The sequence below is a fragment of the Acidiluteibacter sp. genome (assembly GCF_055129545.1).
This window is the reverse complement of the sequence record NZ_JBSRUB010000026.1, coordinates 252260-272656: the sequence shown is the minus strand read 5'-3', so window position 1 is coordinate 272656 and position 20397 is coordinate 252260. Positions and strand designations below refer to the sequence as shown.

20 protein-coding genes are annotated in these 20397 nt (G+C 34.8%); all 20 read left to right on the top strand.

Annotation, left to right across the window (positions count from 1 at the left end; genetic code table 11):
* Positions 1-8 precede the first annotated feature (8 nt).
* The 20 genes from ACTB0X_RS13715 to ACTB0X_RS13620 all read left to right on the top strand — a co-directional run bounded on the left by ACTB0X_RS13715 (position 9) and on the right by ACTB0X_RS13620 (position 20394).
* Positions 9-3089 (top strand): efflux RND transporter permease subunit, encoded by a 3081-nt coding sequence (locus tag ACTB0X_RS13715; RefSeq protein ID WP_463025610.1) that lies wholly within the window; start codon positions 9-11, stop codon positions 3087-3089.
* A 289-nt stretch (positions 3090-3378) separates the two neighbouring features.
* Entirely contained in the window at positions 3379-3795 is a 417-nt protein-coding gene (locus ACTB0X_RS13710; protein WP_463025609.1) for an HYC_CC_PP family protein, read from the top strand.
* 87 nt (positions 3796-3882) lie between these two features.
* Positions 3883-7776 carry an efflux RND transporter permease subunit gene (locus ACTB0X_RS13705; RefSeq protein WP_463025608.1) on the top strand — a complete coding sequence of 1298 codons (3894 nt, stop codon included), beginning with the start codon at positions 3883-3885 and terminating at the stop codon, positions 7774-7776.
* A gap of 31 nt (positions 7777-7807) precedes the next feature.
* On the top strand, positions 7808-9133 hold the full coding sequence (locus tag ACTB0X_RS13700; protein WP_463025607.1) for a TolC family protein: 1326 nt from the start codon (positions 7808-7810) through the stop codon (positions 9131-9133).
* Between the two features lie 45 nt (positions 9134-9178).
* Positions 9179-10945, top strand: a complete 1767-nt coding sequence (locus ACTB0X_RS13695) for an efflux RND transporter periplasmic adaptor subunit (protein WP_463025606.1) — start codon at positions 9179-9181, stop codon at positions 10943-10945.
* A 148-nt stretch (positions 10946-11093) separates the two neighbouring features.
* Positions 11094-11702, top strand: coding sequence for a DUF3347 domain-containing protein (locus ACTB0X_RS13690; protein ID WP_463025605.1), 609 nt, complete (start codon positions 11094-11096; stop codon positions 11700-11702).
* Complete coding sequence (locus tag ACTB0X_RS13685; protein WP_463025604.1) at positions 11702-12151, top strand: heme-binding domain-containing protein; 450 nt, start codon at positions 11702-11704, stop codon at positions 12149-12151. The genes ACTB0X_RS13690 and ACTB0X_RS13685 overlap by 1 nt, the downstream gene beginning before the upstream one ends.
* 107 nt (positions 12152-12258) lie before the next feature.
* The gene (locus tag ACTB0X_RS13680) at positions 12259-12807 is read left to right on the top strand and encodes a DUF3347 domain-containing protein (protein WP_463025603.1); all 549 of its coding nucleotides are present in this window, start codon (positions 12259-12261) and stop codon (positions 12805-12807) included.
* A 265-nt stretch (positions 12808-13072) separates the two neighbouring features.
* Positions 13073-13636: an AraC family transcriptional regulator gene (locus ACTB0X_RS13675; protein ID WP_463025602.1), complete on the top strand. Its 564-nt coding sequence runs from the start codon at positions 13073-13075 to the stop codon at positions 13634-13636.
* Between the two features lie 32 nt (positions 13637-13668).
* A complete protein-coding gene (locus ACTB0X_RS13670; protein ID WP_463025601.1) occupies positions 13669-14217 on the top strand; it encodes a hypothetical protein in 549 nt (182 codons plus the stop codon).
* Positions 14218-14453: 236 nt separating this feature from the next.
* Positions 14454-14675, top strand: a complete 222-nt coding sequence (locus tag ACTB0X_RS13665) for an SHOCT domain-containing protein (protein ID WP_463025600.1) — start codon at positions 14454-14456, stop codon at positions 14673-14675.
* A 53-nt stretch (positions 14676-14728) separates the two neighbouring features.
* Entirely contained in the window at positions 14729-14944 is a 216-nt protein-coding gene (locus ACTB0X_RS13660; protein WP_463025599.1) for a copper resistance protein CopZ, read from the top strand.
* Positions 14945-14988: 44 nt separating this feature from the next.
* Complete coding sequence (locus ACTB0X_RS13655; RefSeq protein ID WP_463025598.1) at positions 14989-15210, top strand: SHOCT domain-containing protein; 222 nt, start codon at positions 14989-14991, stop codon at positions 15208-15210.
* A gap of 33 nt (positions 15211-15243) precedes the next feature.
* Complete coding sequence (locus ACTB0X_RS13650; RefSeq protein WP_463025597.1) at positions 15244-15534, top strand: ArsR/SmtB family transcription factor; 291 nt, start codon at positions 15244-15246, stop codon at positions 15532-15534.
* A gap of 234 nt (positions 15535-15768) precedes the next feature.
* On the top strand, positions 15769-16047 hold the full coding sequence (locus ACTB0X_RS13645; protein ID WP_463025596.1) for a DUF5676 family membrane protein: 279 nt from the start codon (positions 15769-15771) through the stop codon (positions 16045-16047).
* A 10-nt stretch (positions 16048-16057) separates the two neighbouring features.
* Positions 16058-17302 (top strand): multicopper oxidase family protein, encoded by a 1245-nt coding sequence (locus tag ACTB0X_RS13640; protein WP_463025595.1) that lies wholly within the window; start codon positions 16058-16060, stop codon positions 17300-17302.
* Positions 17303-17325: 23 nt separating this feature from the next.
* Complete coding sequence (locus ACTB0X_RS13635) at positions 17326-18534, top strand: hypothetical protein (protein ID WP_463025594.1); 1209 nt, start codon at positions 17326-17328, stop codon at positions 18532-18534.
* A gap of 100 nt (positions 18535-18634) precedes the next feature.
* Positions 18635-19426 (top strand): AlbA family DNA-binding domain-containing protein, encoded by a 792-nt coding sequence (locus ACTB0X_RS13630; RefSeq protein ID WP_463025593.1) that lies wholly within the window; start codon positions 18635-18637, stop codon positions 19424-19426.
* Positions 19427-19445: 19 nt separating this feature from the next.
* Positions 19446-19958 carry a hypothetical protein gene (locus tag ACTB0X_RS13625; RefSeq protein WP_463025592.1) on the top strand — a complete coding sequence of 171 codons (513 nt, stop codon included), beginning with the start codon at positions 19446-19448 and terminating at the stop codon, positions 19956-19958.
* Between the two features lie 28 nt (positions 19959-19986).
* Positions 19987-20394, top strand: coding sequence for an FAD-dependent oxidoreductase (locus ACTB0X_RS13620; RefSeq protein WP_463025591.1), 408 nt, complete (start codon positions 19987-19989; stop codon positions 20392-20394).
* The last annotated feature ends 3 nt before the right edge of the window (positions 20395-20397 follow it).

Sequence of the window (20397 nt, the reverse complement as noted above, 5' to 3'; positions counted from 1 at the left end):
GAACTAAGATGTTAAATAAAATATTATTACTATCACTTCAAAACCGTTTAATGGTTTTGTTTGGTGCATTGGTGTTGAGTTTATCGGGAATTTACATTGCAAAAAACATGAATGTAGATGTTTTTCCTGACCTCACAGCACCAACGGTTACTATTTTAACCGAGGCTCATGGAATGGAGTCTGAAGAAGTAGAAAGGTTGGTTACCTATCAACTTGAAACCGCAATGAATGGCTCGCCCAATGTAAGGCGAATAAGGTCATCATCGGCAGCAGGAATTTCCATTGTTTGGATAGAATTTGAATGGGGAACTGATATTTACAGAGCAAGACAAATTGTAAGCGAACGTATTCCAATGGTTAGAGAAAGTTTACCAACAGGCGTTGGTTCTCCTACCATGGCTCCAATATCTTCTATAATGGGAGAAGTTATGCTTTTGGGTGTTACTTCTGATAGTTTGTCGCCAATGGAGTTGAGAACCTTGTCGGATTGGACTATTCGACCTCGAATTAAATCTATTGGAGGAATAGCAAATGTGATTGTCATCGGAGGAGATTACAAGCAATACCAAGTATTGGCAAATCCTGAGAAATTAAAATACTATGATGTAAGCCTTGGGGAGTTACTTCAAAAAGTAGAGGAATCGAATGTTAATGCTCCGGGTGGAGTTATAAATCAACATGGTAATCAATACATTATAAAAGGAAGCGGAAGAGCTTATTCTATTGAAAATTTAGAAGAAGCAGTTCTGAAGCAAGTAAATGGACAAAGCATTAAGATTAAAGATGTGGCAACTGTTGAGATTGGTGCAGCAGATAAAATTGGCGATGGTTCTTTAAATGTAAACCCTGCGGTTATATTAACCATATCAAAACAACCTGATGTAAATACGCTTGAATTAACTGAAAAGTTGGATGAAGCGATTGCTGATTTACAAAAGACTTTGCCTAAGAATATTAAAATAAAAAAGCACATTTTTAGACAAGCCGATTTTATTGAATCTTCGATTGATAATTTGAATCAGACCTTATTAGAAGGAGCTTTCTTTGTCATGATTGTGTTGTTTATCTTTTTGATGAATTGGCGAACAACAGTAATTTCATTATTGGCGATTCCTATTTCATTATTAGTTTCAATAATTGTACTCAAATTGTTAGGGTACACCATAAACACCATGAGTTTGGGTGGTATGGCAATTGCAATTGGAGCATTAGTAGATGATGCGATTATTGATGTGGAAAATGTATTTAAACGGCTTCGAGAAAATATAAGGAAACCCAAAGACGAGAGATTGCCCATATTAAAAGTCGTTCAAGATGCTTCTGTTGAAATTAGAAGTTCGATCATAATAGCTACATTAATCATTATTGTTTCATTCATACCGCTGTTTTTTCTTAGTGGAATGGAAGGAAGATTATTGCAACCTTTAGGGATTGCATTTATAACTTCGGTTTTAACTTCCTTAATTGTAGCAGTTACTGTTACGCCTGTTTTGTGTTCTTATTTATTGAAAAGCGATAAGGTATTAAAAAAGCAAGCTGAAGGAACAAAGGTTGAACGGTGGCTGCAAAGTAAGTATTCTGCCACCTTGCTAAAATCGTTGAGAATTCCAAAAACCATTATTGGTTTAACGGTTGGAGCTTTCATAATAAGTCTTGTGTTTTTTAGCCAACTGGGTAGAAGTTTCTTGCCTGAATTCAATGAAGGTTCATTGGTAATTAGTGTGGTTGGAATACCCGGAATGTCTTTGGAAGAAAGTAATAAAACAGGAAGGTTAGTTGAAAAACTATTACTAGAAATGCCTGAAGTAAATGTAGTTACTCGAAGAACAGGTAGAGCGGAATTAGATGAACATGCTCAAGGTGTAAATGCAGCAGAAATTGATGTTCCATTTACTTTGGTGGAGAAAAGCAAAGAAGAGTATTTTGAGGAAGTTCGAAAGAAATTGAGTGTAGTTCCTGGTGTAAACATTACACTTGGTCAGCCAATTGCACATAGAATAGATCACATGCTATCGGGAACTCGTGCTAATATTGCGATAAAGATTTTTGGATCAGATTTACAAAAGCTTTTTGAGGTTGGAAAAAATATTGAGACCAACATAAAATCCATTGAAGGAATTGCTGATGTTGCAGTTGACCAACAAGTAGAAGTGCCACAATTGAGAATTATACCTAATAGACAATTGTTGGCAGCTCATGGAATGACAGTTGGTAATTTGATGGAACAAATTGACATGGCTTTTGCAGGAGAAAAGGCAGGCGAAATTTATGAAGGTCAAAAGTATTTTGATTTAGTTGTTCGTTTCAAAAAGGATTCAAGAGATGAACTTGAACGCATTGAAACCGCATTGATTAGTTTACCTAATGAGGGTCAAATTCCATTAAATCAATTGGCAAGCATAACTTCTGTAAGTACTCCAAATACAATTAGCCGTGAAGATGTGCAACGTAAAATAGTGGTAGCGGCCAATGTTCAAGGTAGAGATTTAAGAAGTGTTGTAACTGAAATTCAAGGAATAGTAGGTTCTACTATAGCAATGCCCGAAGGTTATCGAGTAGAATATGGTGGGCAATTTGAAAGTGAAGCAAAAGCCTCACAGTTACTTTCAATAACTGCATTTTTGGCAATATTGGTCATCTTTTTACTCTTGTATTACGAGTTCAAGAATGTGAAACTTGCTTTTATTGTACTAATTAATTTGCCTTTAGCACTAATTGGAGGAATTTTAATCGTCTATTTTACTTCGGGTATCATCAGTATAGCTGCAACTATTGGGTTTATTAGTTTATTTGGAATTGCGACCCGAAATGGTATTCTGTTAGTTTCTCGTTACGAAGATCTAAGAATACAAGGAATTAAGGGAATTGAGTTATTAAAGAAAGGAGCAATAGATCGCTTAAACCCAATCTTAATGACTGCTTTTACTACAGGGCTTGCATTGATTCCTTTAGCTTTAAAGGGTGAAGAAGCAGGAAATGAAATTCAGAGTCCAATGGCAATTGTAATTTTGGGAGGTCTATTAACTGCAACCTTATTGAATTTGATAGTAATACCTTGTGTATATGCTTTAGTTATTAAAGAAGAATAAAGAACATAATGTAGAGTTAAGTTCAACTTTGTTGGACTTAGCTCTATTTTCAATATCATCAATTATGAAACTTTAAACGGAAAGAAATATTACTAACGCATAAGGTTTAGCTATTGTAATTGGCGATTTTTTTAGTTTACATAAAGCTAATAAAGAAGAGAAGCTATTCTAATAGGTAAGGCTTAGTAAAGTTTGATTTATATTTTTTTACTTTTTCTTTCCAAATCTTATAAACTTTAATCAAAATAGTATAAAATCAATTCATGCAATAATTAGTATATTTGATGCAATGAAAAAAATAATGGCACTTTTCTTAACTTTTATGTTGCTCGGCTCTCAAATGGGATTTGCCGTATCAGTGCATATATGTGGAGGCCTTATTTCAAAACAGTCCGTTTCTTTACTTAAAGCTGATTTAAGTTGTGGCATGGAAAATATGAATGCGAAATGTGAATCTTCACCTTCAGCCAAAAATATTTCTAAAAAATCGTGTTGTCAAGATCAAACACAAGTTATTCAAGTCAAGGATAATTTTAATCAGAAAAACAACGTATCAAGCAATCAAGTTGAATTCATTCAGTTGTATACACTGATTGCCTCTGGCCTACTTTCTTTAGAAAAAGAAAGTGTTTCTGATTTTCAAATTTCTCCTCCCCCCCTAATCAAGAATAATACTCAAATTCTTTTTCAAACCTTCCTTATATAGAATCAATAGATACTTTGCTATTTCACAGCAAAGTGAGGCTTTTTAAAAGCTAAGAACAATCATTGTTCATCATTATAATCTATTGATATGCTTAATAAATTAATTAGGTACTTTCTTGAAAACAAGTTAGTAACCATTCTAATTATTCTCCTAATAGTTGCTTGGGGAATTGTAACTGCACCATTTGGCTGGAAAACTAATTTCCTTCCTTCTGACCCAGTGCCAGTTGATGCTATTCCAGATATTGGAGAAAATCAACAAATCGTATTTACAGAATGGATGGGAAGGTCGCCTCAAGACATTGAAGACCAAATCACCTACCCGCTCACCACCGCATTATTAGGAATTCCGGGTGTAAAATCAATTCGGAGCTCATCCATTTTTGGGGTGTCAAGCATCTACATCATTTTTAATGAGGAAACCGAATTTTATTGGTCACGATCAAGAATTTTGGAAAAACTAAACTCCTTGCCTTCCGGTTTATTACCACAAGATGTTCAGCCTGCTTTAGGCCCTGATGCTACAGCTTTAGGACAGGTATATTGGTATACCTTAGAGGGACGAGATAGCAGTAACAATCCTACTGGAGGATGGGATTTGCACGAAATTAGAACAGTACAAGATTTCTATGTTAAATACGGATTAAGTGCCGTTGAAGGAGTTTCAGAAGTGGCTTCCATTGGAGGTTTTGTACAGGAGTATCAGATAGATGTTGATCCAAATGCTCTTCAAACTTATGACATCCCACTCAGCAAAGTGATGAATGCAGTTAAAATGTCTAATCGTGATGTGGGTGCTAAAACCATTGAAATCAACCAAGCAGAATATTTAGTTAGGGGTTTGGGATACATCAAATCTATCGAAGACATTGAAAAAGCTGTAGTAGCTGTTTCGGATAATGTACCCATCACCATAAAAGACATTGGAGTGGTGAGTTTAGGCCCTGCTAATCGTAGAGGTTTGTTAGACAAGGATGGAGCTGAAGTAGTCGGTGGCGTGGTGGTGGCTCGATATGGCTCAAACCCTTTGGCTGTAATAAATAACGTAAAAGAAAAAGCAAACGAAATAGCCTCAGGATTACCCAAGAAAACATTAGCAAACGGTGTGGTGAGTCAATTGACCATTGTTCCTTTCTATGATAGAACCGAACTCATCCATGAAACCATTGGAACGTTGGAAGAAGCGCTTTCTTTGGAGATTTTGATTACCATTTTAGTCGTTATTGTAATGGTGCTCAATTTAAGGGCATCAATACTTATCTCGAGTTTATTGCCAATAGCCGTATTAATGGTTTTCATTGCCATGCGCTACTTCAATGTAGATGCAAATATTGTGGCACTTTCAGGAATTGCTATTGCGATTGGAACCATGGTCGATCTCGGGATAGTACTGTCCGAAAATATAATTCAGCACATAAAAGAGGCGCCCAAAGCACAAAAGCTGATCGATACCATTTACAAAGGGTCGGCAGAAGTAAGTTCAGCAATAGTTACAGCTGTGGCTACAACTATTGTCAGTTTTATTCCTGTATTTACCATGCAAGCCGCTGAGGGAAAACTATTCCGACCTCTGGCTTTTACCAAAACCTTTGCCTTATTGGCTGCTTTAATTGTTGCTTTATTCATTCTGCCATCAATTGCGCAATGGTTTTTTGGAATTAAAATCAATAAAAATAAAAAAGGAATCATATTCAATATTCTGTTGGTAATCGGAGGTTTGCTCATTGCAACATTCATTTCGCTTTGGGGAGGATTAACCCTTCTCGCATTTGGTGCTGTTTGGTTTTTGAAAGAATATGGAAAATCCAACAATTGGTTCATTGAGAATGCTGCAGTAATAATCGCACTTTTTTCAGTGACTTGGATTCTAGCTGAATATTGGATGCCATTGGGAGCTAGTAAATCTTTAGCTAGTAATTTCATTTTTGTGGTTACGTTGCTGGTTATTATTTTGGGGCTATTCGCTTTGTTAGAAAAATACTATGTCAACATATTAGATTGGTGTCTAGCCAATAAAAAGAAATTTCTGAGCATTCCAATAGTTATTATACTATTTGCTGCAATGGCATGGTTGGGCTTCAATCGAGTATTTGGATTTGTTGCCACTACCGCCGAAAAGGCAGGTTGGAATATCAAAGAATCATCCACTTGGGTGGCCGCCGAGGAAACATTCCCAGGAATAGGAAAAGAGTTTATGCCAGCACTGGATGAAGGAAGTTTTTTACTGATGCCAACTTCAATGCCTCATGCAGGAGTTCAGCAAAACAAGCGAGTGATTCAGCAGTTGGATATGTTGTTAGCCAATATTCCTGAAGTAGATTTGGCTGTTGGTAAAATGGGAAGAGTAGAATCAGCATTAGATCCGGCTCCTATATCTATGTATGAAACAATCATCAATTACAAACCAGAATACGAGGTAAATCAGAAAGGCCATCGCCAACGATTTAAAGTAGATGAGGATGGAAATTATTTGTTAGAAAGTGGAAGTTGGAAACTAGAAGTTGGAGGTTGGAAGTTGAATAAAGAGAAGAATTGGATTGCTAATGAGAAAGACACATTCCGTCTAACTGCTAACTTCCAATTTCAGACTCAAGAAATACCAACCATTAAACTTGGTTCAATTAAAGAATATTTGATAGAAGATCAAGATGGTAGTTATTATCGGAATTGGCGAGCGAAAATCCAATCCCCTGATGACATTTGGGATGAAATTATTAAAGTAACTAAGATTCCCGGAGTTACTTCAGCACCTAAGCTTCAACCCATAGAAACTCGATTGGTGATGCTTCAAACTGGTATGAGAGCTCCAATGGGAATTAAAGTATATGGACCTGATCTTAAAACAATCGAAGACTTTGGACAGCAATTAGAGACCATATTAAAGGAAGTTCCATCTGTTAAAAAGGAGGCCGTTTTTGCCGATCGAATTGTAGGGAAACCCTATATCCATTTAAATATAGATCGAGATGCAATTGCTCGTTTTGGTTTAAGCGTTGAGGATGTTCAGCAAACCATTGAAGTTGCAATTGGTGGGATGCAAATTACCTCAACTGTAGAAGGAAGAGAACGCTTTCCGGTAAGGGTTCGTTATCCGCGAGAATTAAGGGATGACCCAAGTGCATTGAAAAATATTCTAGTCGCTACGCCAACTGGCGTTCAAATTCCTTTGGGCGATTTGGTTGATTTGGAATATTTACAAGGCCCACAAATGATTAAAAGTGAGAACACATTTTTGGTCGGTTATGTATTATTGGACAAAAGAGATGGCTATGCAGAAGTTGAAGTTGTAGAGGATGCACAAATGGCAATTCAGCAAAAGATTGAAAATGGGGAATTGGTTGTACCTGCAGGCATCAGTTTTAAATTCTCAGGAAGCTATGAGAATCAAATCCGAGCCGAAAAAAGACTGTCCATTATCGTTCCTTTGGTTTTGGTCATCATATTCTTGATTTTATATTTTCAATTTCGTTCTATCACAACATCGCTAATGATTTTTGCAGGGATAACAATGGCCTTTAGTGGAGCATTTATGATGCTGTGGTTTTATGGTCAAAATTGGTTCTTTGATTTTTCCTTTTTTGGAATGAATATGAGAGACCTCTTTCAGATGCATACCATCAATTTAAGTGTTGCAGTTTGGGTAGGTTTTATTGCCCTTTTTGGGATCGCAACTGATGATGGAGTACTTATCGGAACATATCTGGACCAGAGTATGGCAAGAAATAAAACCAAAAGTATTGGCGAAATCAGAGCAGCAGTTCGAGAAGCTGGTTTAAAACGAATCAAGCCTGCCATCATGACCACTGCTACCACCATCATTGCACTTTTACCTGTTTTGACTTCAACTGGTAGAGGAGCTGATATTATGATTCCAATGGCTATCCCTGCTTTTGGAGGAATGGTCGTTGCTTCGATTTCTTACTTTATAGTACCTGTGCTTTACAGCTGGAGAGAGGAGAGAAAATTGAATGCTGGGAAATAGAGGTTAGAAATTGAAGAAAATTAATTTTAATATGAAAAAAATAAACATAAAATCAAGCATTAGAAGTTTGAGGCTCGACACTGAAAAGCCTTGGAGAAGTAAGATTCGATCTAACTTCCAACTTCTAACGTCTTGTATCATAATCATCCTAATTTCAATCATTACGTCAAAGTCTACTTATGCACAAAAGCCATTAGACAATTACATAAAGATTGCAGCAGAGAACAACCCAAGTTTAAAGGCTTCTTACACTGAATTTGAAGTAGCATTGCAACAAGTCAATCAAGTGAATGCGTTTGCAGACCCTCGGTTATCATTTGGCTACTTTATTAGTCCAATTGAAACTAGAGTCGGTCCACAGCGTGCTAAAATTTCTTTAACACAAACATTTCCATGGTTTGGCACTTACAAGGCAAAAGCGAACATTGCGACTTATTTGGCGGAAGCAAAATATCAATCATTCATTAACGAAAGGAATAAGCTTTATTGGGATGTAAATAAGGCCTACTACCCGATTTATGAAGTTAAAAGGCAGCACCATTTTTTAGAGGATAATCTACAAATATTGCAAACCTACAAACGATTGGCTCAATCAGCATACGAAAACAATCGTGGTTCATTGGCTGATGTCATCCGAGTAGACATCATGATTGAAAATGCAGAAACCGAATTAAAAATTTTAAATGATCAACTGACTCCATTAAAGGTTCGATTCAATCAGTTATTAGATCGATCAGATACCATGTCCATCGAAATTCCTGATACCATCAACAGTTCTTTGATGGGATTAGATTACCGAAGAGACAGTCTCTTAGTAGGAAATCCGATGATTCAATCATTGGAAATTCAGAAAAAAGCGACGCTTGAAAGCGAGAAACTAGCTAAACGGAATGCTTTACCTCAATTTGGAGTGGGTTTAGATTACGCTTTTATTGGAGAACGCACTGATATGTCGGTTGCCAATAATGGAAAAGATGCATTCATGCCCATGGTTTCGGTGAGTCTGCCCATATTTAGAAAGAAATATAAGGCTGCAATATCAGAAGCTCAATTAAATCAGCAAGCGATTGAATATCGAAAAGAAGCAGTTGAAAACGACCTGATTTCTAATTATGAAAACGCATACTTTCAGCTAAATAAGTCGACAGATTTAATCCAGTTGTATGATTCTCAAATTACAAAAACCAATCAACTAATTCGTCTTTTGTATTCTTCTTACAGTAATTCTGCTAAAGACTTTGAAGAGGTTTTACGAATGCAACAACAATTACTAAAATACCAAATGGCTAGAGCTACTGCTGAAAAAAACTATCAAGTGGCTTTGGCTGAAATAGAGTACTTAACCTTTGGGAGTTAGAAGTTAGAGGTTAGAGGTTAGAAATTGGACAAAAAAAATATGATTATGAAAAATATATTAAAAAATAAAGCATTTCAATTGCTTACAGTCTTATTGGTTGGGTTGCTATTCGGTTGGCTACTTTTCAGTGATTCAAAACAAAATGAAGCAGAAGTTCATAACCATGACTCTGAATTGGTAGACGAAATATGGACTTGCTCCATGCATCCTCAAATAAGAAAGAATGAACCTGGAGATTGTCCGATTTGTGGGATGGAGTTAATTCCACTTTCGACAGATATTGGGAATGAAGAAAACCCTGATGCGATTAGAATGTCGCCGACAGCAATGCAGTTAGCCAATGTGCAAACAGCTATAGTGAGTAAAGGAAGTGCGATTAAGCAAATTAGGCTAACAGGAAAAATTACCCCTGATGAACGAGCTGTATTTTCGCAAACTGCGCATGTTTCGGGTAGAATTGAACAGTTAAAAATAAATTTCACAGGAGAAACAGTCAATAAAGGACAAGTCATTGCAACCATCTATTCTCCGGAATTAGTAACTGCTCAAGAAGAGCTTTTGATAGCTTTCCAAAATAGAGAATCGCAACCAGAATTATTAAAGGCTTCAAAAGAAAAGTTGAAGAATTTGAAATTGTCTGACAAACAAATCAATGAATTTATAAAATCAGGAATTGCAATAGATCAATTCTCTGTTTTATCAGACTTAAATGGTGTAGTAACTGAAATAATGGCAAACAGAGGAGACTATATTAAACAAGGTGCTCCATTTTACGAAGTTGCTGATTTGACTAAACTTTGGGTTTTATTGGATATTCATGAAAGCGACTTGGCTTGGATAAGTAAAGGCGATCAGGTCAGCTTTAAAATAAAAGCTTTTGCGAATGAAACATTTACAGGAAAAATAAATTTCATTGATCCAATTATAAATCCGAAAACAAGAGTAGCTAAAGCTAGAATTGATATTGACAATTCCAATTTGAAATTAAAACCTGAGATGCTAGTTACAGCAACAATTGAAAGCGATTTACAATTAAATAAAAATACAATTGTAGTACCCAAAACTGCGGTAATGTGGACTGGTGAACGATCGGTTGTATATGTAAAAACACCATCAGAAAATGGGATGCATTTCCAGATGAGAGAAGTTGATTTGGGTGTTTCACTTGGAGAAACTTATGTAATTAGAAATGGTTTGGTAGAAGGAGAAGAAATTGCAGTAAATGGAACTTTCAGTATTGATGCTGCTGCTCAGTTGGCTGGAAAACGAAGTATGATGAATCCAGAAGGTGGAAAAATGAATACGGGACACAATCACGGCCAAGATGTTGGAAGCATGATAATGGATGATTCTAAAGAAATGGAAAGTCAACAAATTGTATTAAACACTCCTGCTAAAACAGCTTTAATTCCAATTTATGAAAGCTATTTCAAGCTTAAGAATGCACTGACTGAAGACGATTTAACAACGGCAAATCAAGCCACAATCGACCTCAAAAAATCCTTAAAAATGGTCGACATGAAGTTATTTAAAGATGAAGCACACCAAGTTTGGATGGACTTCAATCAAGAACTAAAATCTGAACTAAATGAAGCCAAGGATATTGAACAAATTCGAAATTCATTTATCAACGTTTCACAAACGATGATTGGAATGAACGGAACTTTCCAGCCGATGAATTACCCCATTTACATTCAACATTGCCCAATGGCTAACAACAATAAAGGGGCGGATTGGCTGAGTAAAGAAAAAGAAGTAAAAAATCCATATTTCGGAAGCTCAATGCTTAGTTGCGGAGAGGTAAAACAATAAGCGAAATGAAAGACTGCTGCAACACAGAAGGAAATAAACCAAAATCAACGTTTAAAGTTTGGGTATCCCGAATATTCTATGGGACTGCCATTACACTATTTATAATAATTTTTATCATCCAATTTTTTAATCTTTAATCCAATAAATTATGAAAAAAGTAAAATTAACCTCACTAATGCTAATCGTTTTTGGACTTAGTCTTTCTTTAACTGCATGCGGTGGATCTAGTTCAAATGACCACAACAGTGAAGAGGATCACAGTCACAATTCTATGGAAAATAATCACGCTGAAACTGCTCATACAGAAACAGCAACTGGTGAATCGACAGCAGCTTCGATGGTAGTCAACCATTACCTGGCTGTTAAAAATGCGTTGGTAGATGACAATAAAGACGGTGCAAGCAAAGCTGCCAATGAGTTGGTTACTTCTCTAAATGATCTTAGTAAGGAAGACTTATCTGAAACAGAAAGAAAAGAAATGTCGGAATTAATAGAAGTTATCAAAGAACATGGCGAGCATATTGCTAAAAGTGAGATCGAGCATCAAAGAGAGCATTTTGCTATGCTTAGTAATGACATATCAGATTTCATCAAAATGACTGGATTTGACCAAACTCTTTACATGCAATATTGCCCGATGTTTGATGGCGGAAAAGGTGGTGCTTGGTTGAGTTTATCTGAAGACATTAAAAACCCATTATTTGGAAGTAGAATGTTGAAGTGTGGTGCTGTAAAAGAAACAATTGAAGCTATTTAATGAAATTAAAAGGCAAAATAATAGTTACACTTTTTATTGTGTTGGTAGGAATTCAGTTTATTCCTATTCAACGCAATAAAAGTGACATTGTCTCGAAAGACGATTTCATAAGGATTTACAATCCTCCTTTGTCGGTAAAAAGTATTTTAGAAACCTCCTGTTACAACTGTCATAGTAACAATACCAGTTACCCTTGGTACAGCTATATTCAGCCAGTTGGTATGTTTTTACAGAGCCACATTGATGAAGGGTTGTCTGAACTTAACTTTTCTGAATTCAATAGTTATTCGTCACGAATGAAAAATCTAAAATTGAATTCAATTGTAAATCAGGTTAAAGACGAGAAAATGCCACTTCCCTCCTATTTGATAATTCACAAAGAGGCTGCTTTATCAAAGTCGGAAAGAGAAGAACTCACCCTATATATTAATAGCCTCTTAAATCCATAAACTCTTTTCAAAAGACACTTAGACATATTAATTATCAACATAGTAACTCCCAGCTTCATGCTGAATAATTTCAATCATTCAATTTTAAACCTTTTAATAAATACACCATGAAAAAAACAGTAAAAATCAAACAAACACTCATCGTACTTTCTGCCCTACTATCTGGCTCAAGTATTTATGCACAACATGACCATTCGAGCCATCAAAAGCAAGAAATGGAACATAGTAGTGAGCATAAAATAGGTCCAACTTTTAAAAATGAGCAACTAACTATCGCCTATAATTCTTATACCCAGATCAATGAGGCGTTGGCCGCTGATAATGCTATCGATGCAAAAAAAAGATCTTCACAACTTTATGAACTATTAGAAGGAGTTCAAGGTGCAGGTGTTGCACAGCAAGAAGCTAAAAAACTTTCAGCTACAAAATCACTTAAAGAGCAACGAGACATTTTTGTTACGTTAAGTGCTGAAATGACGAAAGTAATTAAGGATAATGACATCTCTAAAGGAGAAATATACATTACGTTTTGTCCTATGGCAAACAATAACGAGGGAGCTTATTGGCTTTCAAATGATAAAGAAATTCACAACCCTTACCTAGGTTTGGAAATGTCAAAATGTGGGTCTGTAAAAGAAATCCTAAATGCTGACTAATGAAATTTTAAGAGTAACTGTAGTTTTTTTTCTTATTGTGTTGGTGGGGGGATTCAATTAATTCCTACCCAACGCAATGAGGGATATATTAGTTTTAGATTAATGATTAAACTTTTCGAAAAGTACAATTAAATTTAAATTAACAAAATAGTAAATCCTCAGAGACTATTAAAATTCTAATTGGTGATTCATACTGATATTATATTGTCTAAACTAGAAAAGATAAAGTTATTACATTGTTTTATAAACTCTCAACTTATAAATTATGAAAGTAGAAGAATTTAAAATAAAAGGAATGATCTGTAGTCGTTGTGTAAAGGTCTTAACTATTGAGTTGAGGAATACCGGTGCAGAGATTCTTGAGATACAATTGGGGCGAATAGTAATTAAGTATGATTCAAAATTAATTTCAAGAACCAAAATAATAGACTCTATTTGCGAAAACGATTTTGAGATAATTAAAGATCCGAGGCTTATTCTATCTGAGCAGATAAAAAAATGGGTAATATACTATGTCTGGAACACTTTTCATGAAGAAAAACTTTCTAATTATTTAGAGCGGAAACTAAATAAAAGCTACAATCTAATTAGTAAAAACTTTCACGAGAGTGTAGGAATGAGCATAGATCGCTATCAAGTAATCCTAAAGATAGAGAGAACTAAAGAACTACTAGAAGAGGGGCAATTGAGTTTTAGTGAAATCGCCTATTCTGTAGGATATCAGAGCCTTTCAGCACTATCTAAGCAATTTAAGAAAGAAACAGAAATGACACTTAAAGAGTATAAAAATCTTGAAGTTGGGACAAGAGTTCCTCTGGATAAAATTTGATGAGGTTAAATTTAATATTCAACTGAATAAGAATGAAAAATAAATTGACAAAAGTTGCACTAGTTTTATTCTTTACAATCTTTAGTTTAAATACTAATGCACAAGAAGTATATGGAACAGATAATGGGCTAATTCATATCACCTTAGTGATAAACGACTCTATATTAACTGCGGTTAGTAAAGAATTAATTGTTATTTTAAATTATGACAATGCGACCTTCAAGTTACTTTTAGACAGGTCGAGTTTACGAACAGGAATAGACTCCATTGATACTGCGTTGAGAAAGCTAAAATATAATAAAGTAGAATTAAATGGCAGGCTTGGAATTGACCAAATTAGAACGGTAAAACATCCACCTCAAGACTTTGAGTTAAATGGATTTTTGAAAGATAAAAATGATGAGCTAGCAATTGTTGGAAGAGGGCATTTAGAGCATATTTTTGGAGAATTTTATTCTTGTATTTTAAACATGAATTTTTATGTAAATCCCGAAGACTTAAAGTTGGATAATTACTTCCAACAAATAACTGGAGATCTAAAAATAGAGATTATACAATCCGTACTAAAAAGGAGGAATTGAAAAATACCTTAGCAATAATTTAGTTTATTAATTTCTTAAAAGTATACTAGTACAAGCTTTCGTTTTTTTTGTATTGGTATACTTTTTTTATTTAGTTACATTCTTTTCATACACATTAAATGTTTCATTGTATTATAATGAATATAGGAGTTGAGATTGGACAAGTAAAATACAACAAATGACAAAGCCATCTATTTACATAGTCATATACTTGTATAGTATTAAAAATAGACATTATGCACTTTTATGAAGGTTATCATTTTGGAGGAATGCACCTATTCTGGTGGATTATTTGGGTAGTAATTATATTTTGGGTTTTTGCCATTCCCGATGATATCCCCTGGCAAAGAAAAAAGAATGCACCTATTGATATTCTTAAAAAAAGACTTGCAGCGGGAGTGATAGATTCACAAGAATTTGAAGAGCGCAAAAAGGTTTTAATCAATAAAAATAATTGACAACTTGCCACGAATTACAATTGTTCTGACCGGCAATAATTATAAACATTGTAATGAAAAAAAACTATCAAATTGATGGAATAAGTGGTGGAGGGTGTATCATGAAAGTCAAAGAAATACTTGAATCACATCCATTAATAGATAAGGTAGAAATTTCATCGAATTCTTTAGGGGCAACTGCTATAAAAATGAAAGAAAAGATAGAGACAAATTATTTGCAACAAATACTTAGGGAAGTTGGAAATTACACAATACACGAAAAAAAATAAATTAATCAGCAGGGAAGAAACTTTCCTGCATAAAATCAATCATTATGCACTTTTTTCATGAAGGTTATCATTTTTGGGGTATGCACCTTATATGGTGGATCATTTGGGTAGTATTACTGTTTTGGATTTTTGCCATTCCGGAGGATATTCCTGGACAACGTAAAAAGAAAGAATCAGCTTTAGATTTATTAAAAAGAAAGTATGCTTCTGGAGAGTATACTACTCAGGAATATCTTGAAAGAAAGAGGAATTTAGAAATTCATTAATAAATTAAGAATTTACCTCTTGACTACTCAATCATGGCGGAAACTCAATATAGTTTTGAAAGCTTAGCAGAAAAGTTTAAAGCCATTGGTCATCCGGTCAGACTTTCAATTTTTAACTTGCTATGCAACTGCGGAACGAAAAGGCTTAAAGTGAAAACCATTTATGAGACATTAAAGCTAGAACAAGCAAGTACTTCAAGGCACTTGGATATAATGAAGCGAGCAGGGATATTGGAAAGACAGCGAGAAGGAAATGGAATATATTATTGTTTATGCGATGAAGATTTCGGGATTGCCTGCCTCAGAAGATGCTTTAAAGAATAATAGAATGAATTGTAAACTATAATATAATGGGAAAACAAATGATTTGGATGATTATTGGATGCTCAATCCCTTTGCTGCTTATTTTTTTTGCACCCGCATTGGGGCTGAGTAGTAATTGGGGTCTGTTCATCTTTATTATCGCCATGTTCGCTTGTCATTTATTAATGCCGCATCATGGAGGGCACGGGCAAAACCATAAAAATGAAAATTCAGAAACTAAAAAACAAAATAGCCATGAACACTCCCATTAATGTTAGAAAATTCGGATTAGCCTTTGGTTTAACAGGAACACTTCTATATGCCGGTTGCATGCTATTGATGATAACCGTTGGTCATAGCGGCACGGTTGATTTCTTTAACAGTTTACTACATGGTTTAGATGTTTCAACTATCATACGAATGGATGTTCCCCTTTGGGAAGCGGGTATTGGTATTGTGCAAACGTTTATATTAAGCTGGTTAATTGGGGCTTGTATTGCCGGATTTTATAATGCTACACTTCCAAAAAAATAAAAAAGAAAAGATGAAAAGAAGAGATTTTATAGCAACAGGGGCTTTAAGTGCTGCCGGTATGGTATTTTTTCCCGGGAATCTACTATCAAGCGAATCAAAAAAAATAGCTGCCGAAAAGCAGCCTGAACCATTAGCATTTAAGCAAAATGGAGAGTGGAAAGAATTTGAATTGTATATAGATATAAAGATTCATGAACCTGCACCTGGTTTTCAATATCATACATTAGCATTTAATGATTCTATACCCGGACCTGAAATTAGAGTGCAGAAGGGAGACAAAGTAAGGGTTAAATTTATTAACAAGACTGATATTAACCATACTATACATTGGCATGGCATCTATGTCCCTTGGAGAATGGATGGTGTTCCATTTGTAAGTCAACTGCCGGTAATGCCAAATAATGAGTTTGTTTATGAATTTGAAGCAAAGCCTGTTGGCACTCATTTTTATCATTGCCATTGGGGAACAGTAATGCACATGCAGGCAGGAATGTTTGGGAGTATAATTGTTGAAGACCCTGAAGACTCCATTAAAGAGAGATTCCCTTATGAAAGAGAATATACACTTATCTATTCATCTCACGATGTGAATTATATTCGAAACGAAATGAATAAAATGTTGGAGCGAATGAAGGAGAGAAGTTACCTCATGAAAAATGGACGGTTTGATGCAGAGCGTTGGGCTGTGTTTAATAATTCTGACCAACTTAAAAAGTCTTTAGAAAATGGATGGAAACCACCCTACGCATTAAGCAGGAAAGCACCTGCAGATTTGCCAAAAGCAGATTGGTTTACAGTCAATGGCAAGTCATATCCTGAAACACCTTACTTATTCATTAAGTCTGGCGAAAAAATTAGAGTAAGGTTAATTAATGCCGGTGCTGAAACGCATCATTTACATTTGCATGGTCATGATTTTTGGATGGTTGCTGATGATGGAATCGCCTTAGAAAATCCTTGGCAAAGAAATACAGTACCGCTAACACCTGGAAAGACCTTTGATATAATTATAGAAGGCAATAATCGTGGAATTTGGACTTTCCATGATCACGATACAAGAAAAGTAACTAATAATGGGATGTATCCTGGAGGCAATTTATTAGCTATGGTTTATGAAGACCTACCTGCGGATGAGTTAATTATTAGTAAACATAGCGGAAATAAGATGTTTAAAAATGAGATGCTAATGGATGATGATATGAAGAAAATGCTATTTGGAGATGATAAATTACCAAAGATTGCACTAGACGAATAAATAAACAAGATAATAACTCAATTATGAAGAATAGATTGATAATAGCAATTACAATGCTGCTTGTTTTGCCGGCATTGGCTCAGAATGGTGGAGAAGATTTAACGCCTGAGATTGAAATTGGAATGAAAACGGTTGCTACCGGAAATGCTTATTTTAATAAAGGAAAATCTCAGTTAGCGATTCCGGTTTTAAATGAAGGAGATCAAGTATTAAGTGATTTTTCTGATTCTTACTTTATGATTGGGGCAAAACAAAAACTATATAATGGCTGGAGAGGGCAAATGGTATTGGGTCTTTCATTTCCTGACGCAAATAGTGGATTGGGACAGGTTTTTTATAACCAAGTAATGGTTAAATTAGAAAATAAAAAAAATATTATTAAGATCGGTCGTTCTACGACGCAAACTATTTTAGGTCAATTTTCAACCATCCGAGATGATGATGCCTTACTGTACAATTATGTACTTAATCCCTTTTCAAATGGATTGAATACAGAAGACAATCAATATGCTAATGTGATTGAATATACACGAATAATCGCTAATCGATTATATATAACTGTGCATGGCGAAAATTATCAAGATTTTGAAGACCCTAATGATTTTGCTATAAACGGAATTGGAGGTTCTGTTATCTATAAGGTGCCTGAAAGCCAAGTTTGGGATAGAAATTTTTTATCAGAGATTGGGTTCAGCTCAAATAATTTTATAGTAAATAGGACAATTAATAATTCCACTTCTGATGAAGTTTTGAAAAATTTGATTGGTTATGCCAAAATTAATATTAAGCCTGATCCGGTTCATTTTATTGATCTAAAGGTTCAGACAATTTATAATAACGGGTTTAGGGATATTTCAGAAATAAGTGATTACTCAACATACACAAGAAGCAGAAGTACAGCGGTTTTTGGTATGTTGCGTTACCTCAATAGAAAGTTAGAACGACCAAACTTTCAGCTTAGTATTGGTGGGGGCTATAAATCATTTACTGAAACTACTAATACCCCAGAACAGCTTTTAGCTATTGGAAATTTGTTTTATCGCATTGGAAATAATTTTGATGTGCTTTTTCAATACCGATACACTGTGAATAATGGGAGTTTGGAAAAATTGTTAGGAACTAGTCAACACCGAGTTCAAATTGGTTTGGCATACAGCTTCAATAAAATATTTAATAATCAATTTGACGATCGCAATTCGATTCTCAACTTAGAACATGGCTACATTAGATAATAATTAAACGACCAAAATCAATAGCTTAATAATCGATACTCCATGAATGGTTTATTAATTATTCCTCTTTAATTATCAATTTAATAAAGTAAGATAGAAAGTGAAAATAGGAAAACAGATTTACTCCATAAAAATAATTGTACTTCATTCTTTGTTGGGTGCTTCTGTGTTTTACTTTCTACTACACCCATTGTTTATGGTGGGTTTTACAGCACAAAGTAAGCAACTCAAAGCGGCTGAATTGTGGGACAATGTTGCAGCTCAAATTTTTTACTCGTTCTCTTTCCAAATGCTTCCGATGTCTTATGTATTTATAATTATTGGGGGCATAATAGGAATGATATCGGGTATTTATTGGAATAGCTTACTGAAGCAAAGGAAAATCGTAAAAAAACAAAACAAATTATTAGAGAATGATGCACAAACTTTAATAAAAGAAGGAGAAAGTCATTTTGTCGAATTTAAATCATCTTTTCGGTACGATTATAATTTAAAGACCACTAACAATGAATTGGAACTTGTTATTGCAAAAACGATTGCGGGTTTTCTAAATGCGGAAGGTGGTAAGTTAATTATTGGTGTAAAAGATGATGGAGAAATATTGGGTCTCAAAAAAGATTTTGACACACTTAGACAGAAAAATTCAGATGGATTTGAACGAAGATTTTACGATTTAATCACTGCTAATTTTGGTAACAACCACTGCAAGCATTGCTCCGTTAGGTTTTACGAATTAGGTAGTGAGATCATCTGCATTATTCATGTTGAACCTTCAACTAAGCCTGTTTATTTAGACCATCAAAATAAAACTTTATTTTATGTGCGTGCTGGGAATGCAACGAGGAATTTAACAGTAAAAGAGGCAGTACAATATATTGAAGAAAGAAATTAAACACCTAAAAATAAAACTTATGAAACAGATCCATTTTAATAAAATTAACACTCGAGTAAAAGTTGAAGCAATTCCAGAAGTGAAAACCAATGCCTCACAAGTTCTGATAAGTCTATTTATATTTTCAATGCTTTTACTTATGCTTTCTTCATGCACTAATGAGGAAAAGCAAAAAACAGAAAACCCGATACATAAGAAAGCAGAAGAATCGCCAAAATCAACTGAAGTATCATCAGACCTTATTTCAAACTATGAGATTGTTCCCAACGAAAAAGTATGTATGGTAAACGACAGATATATGGGAGTTTCACAAATACCCATCGATGTAAGTGGTATTACTTATTATGGTTGCTGCGAAAACTGTATTGAAAAACTACAGAATAATTTGAATGATGTGCGTTTTGGAGGAAATCCAACTGCTGATACAAAGGTTGATAAAGCATCAGCCGTTATTGTTCAAGATAAAAATAGTGGAAGTGTTTTTTACTTTGCTTCAAAAGATGGGGCTAATGCATTCATGAAGCAACAGTAATCATTACTAAAAGATAAAATAGCAAGAAATGCGACACGATAATACAATTCCAACAGATTCGAAAGCTTGTAAAACGCTAGAAAACATTTGCTTGCCTAAGTCGAACATGCCTAGAATTGTTATTATTGGCGATGGTTTTGCCGGTTTAGCATTAGTTGAAGAACTGAAACATAAAAAGGTTCAGTTGGTGCTATTCGATAAAAATAATTTCCATCAATTTCAGCCTTTACTCTATCAAGTAGCTACAAGTGCCCTCGAACCTGATAATATTGTTTTTCCTTTTAGGAAACAAATAAATGGATATAAGAATGTATTGTTTCGCTTGGCTGAAGTAGAGGGAATTCAACCTGAGTTAAATACTATAATAACCAATAGCAACCGACTAATCATTAGAAGCTTTAAACCAACACCTTCTACTAATTACGAAAAGAAATAGAAT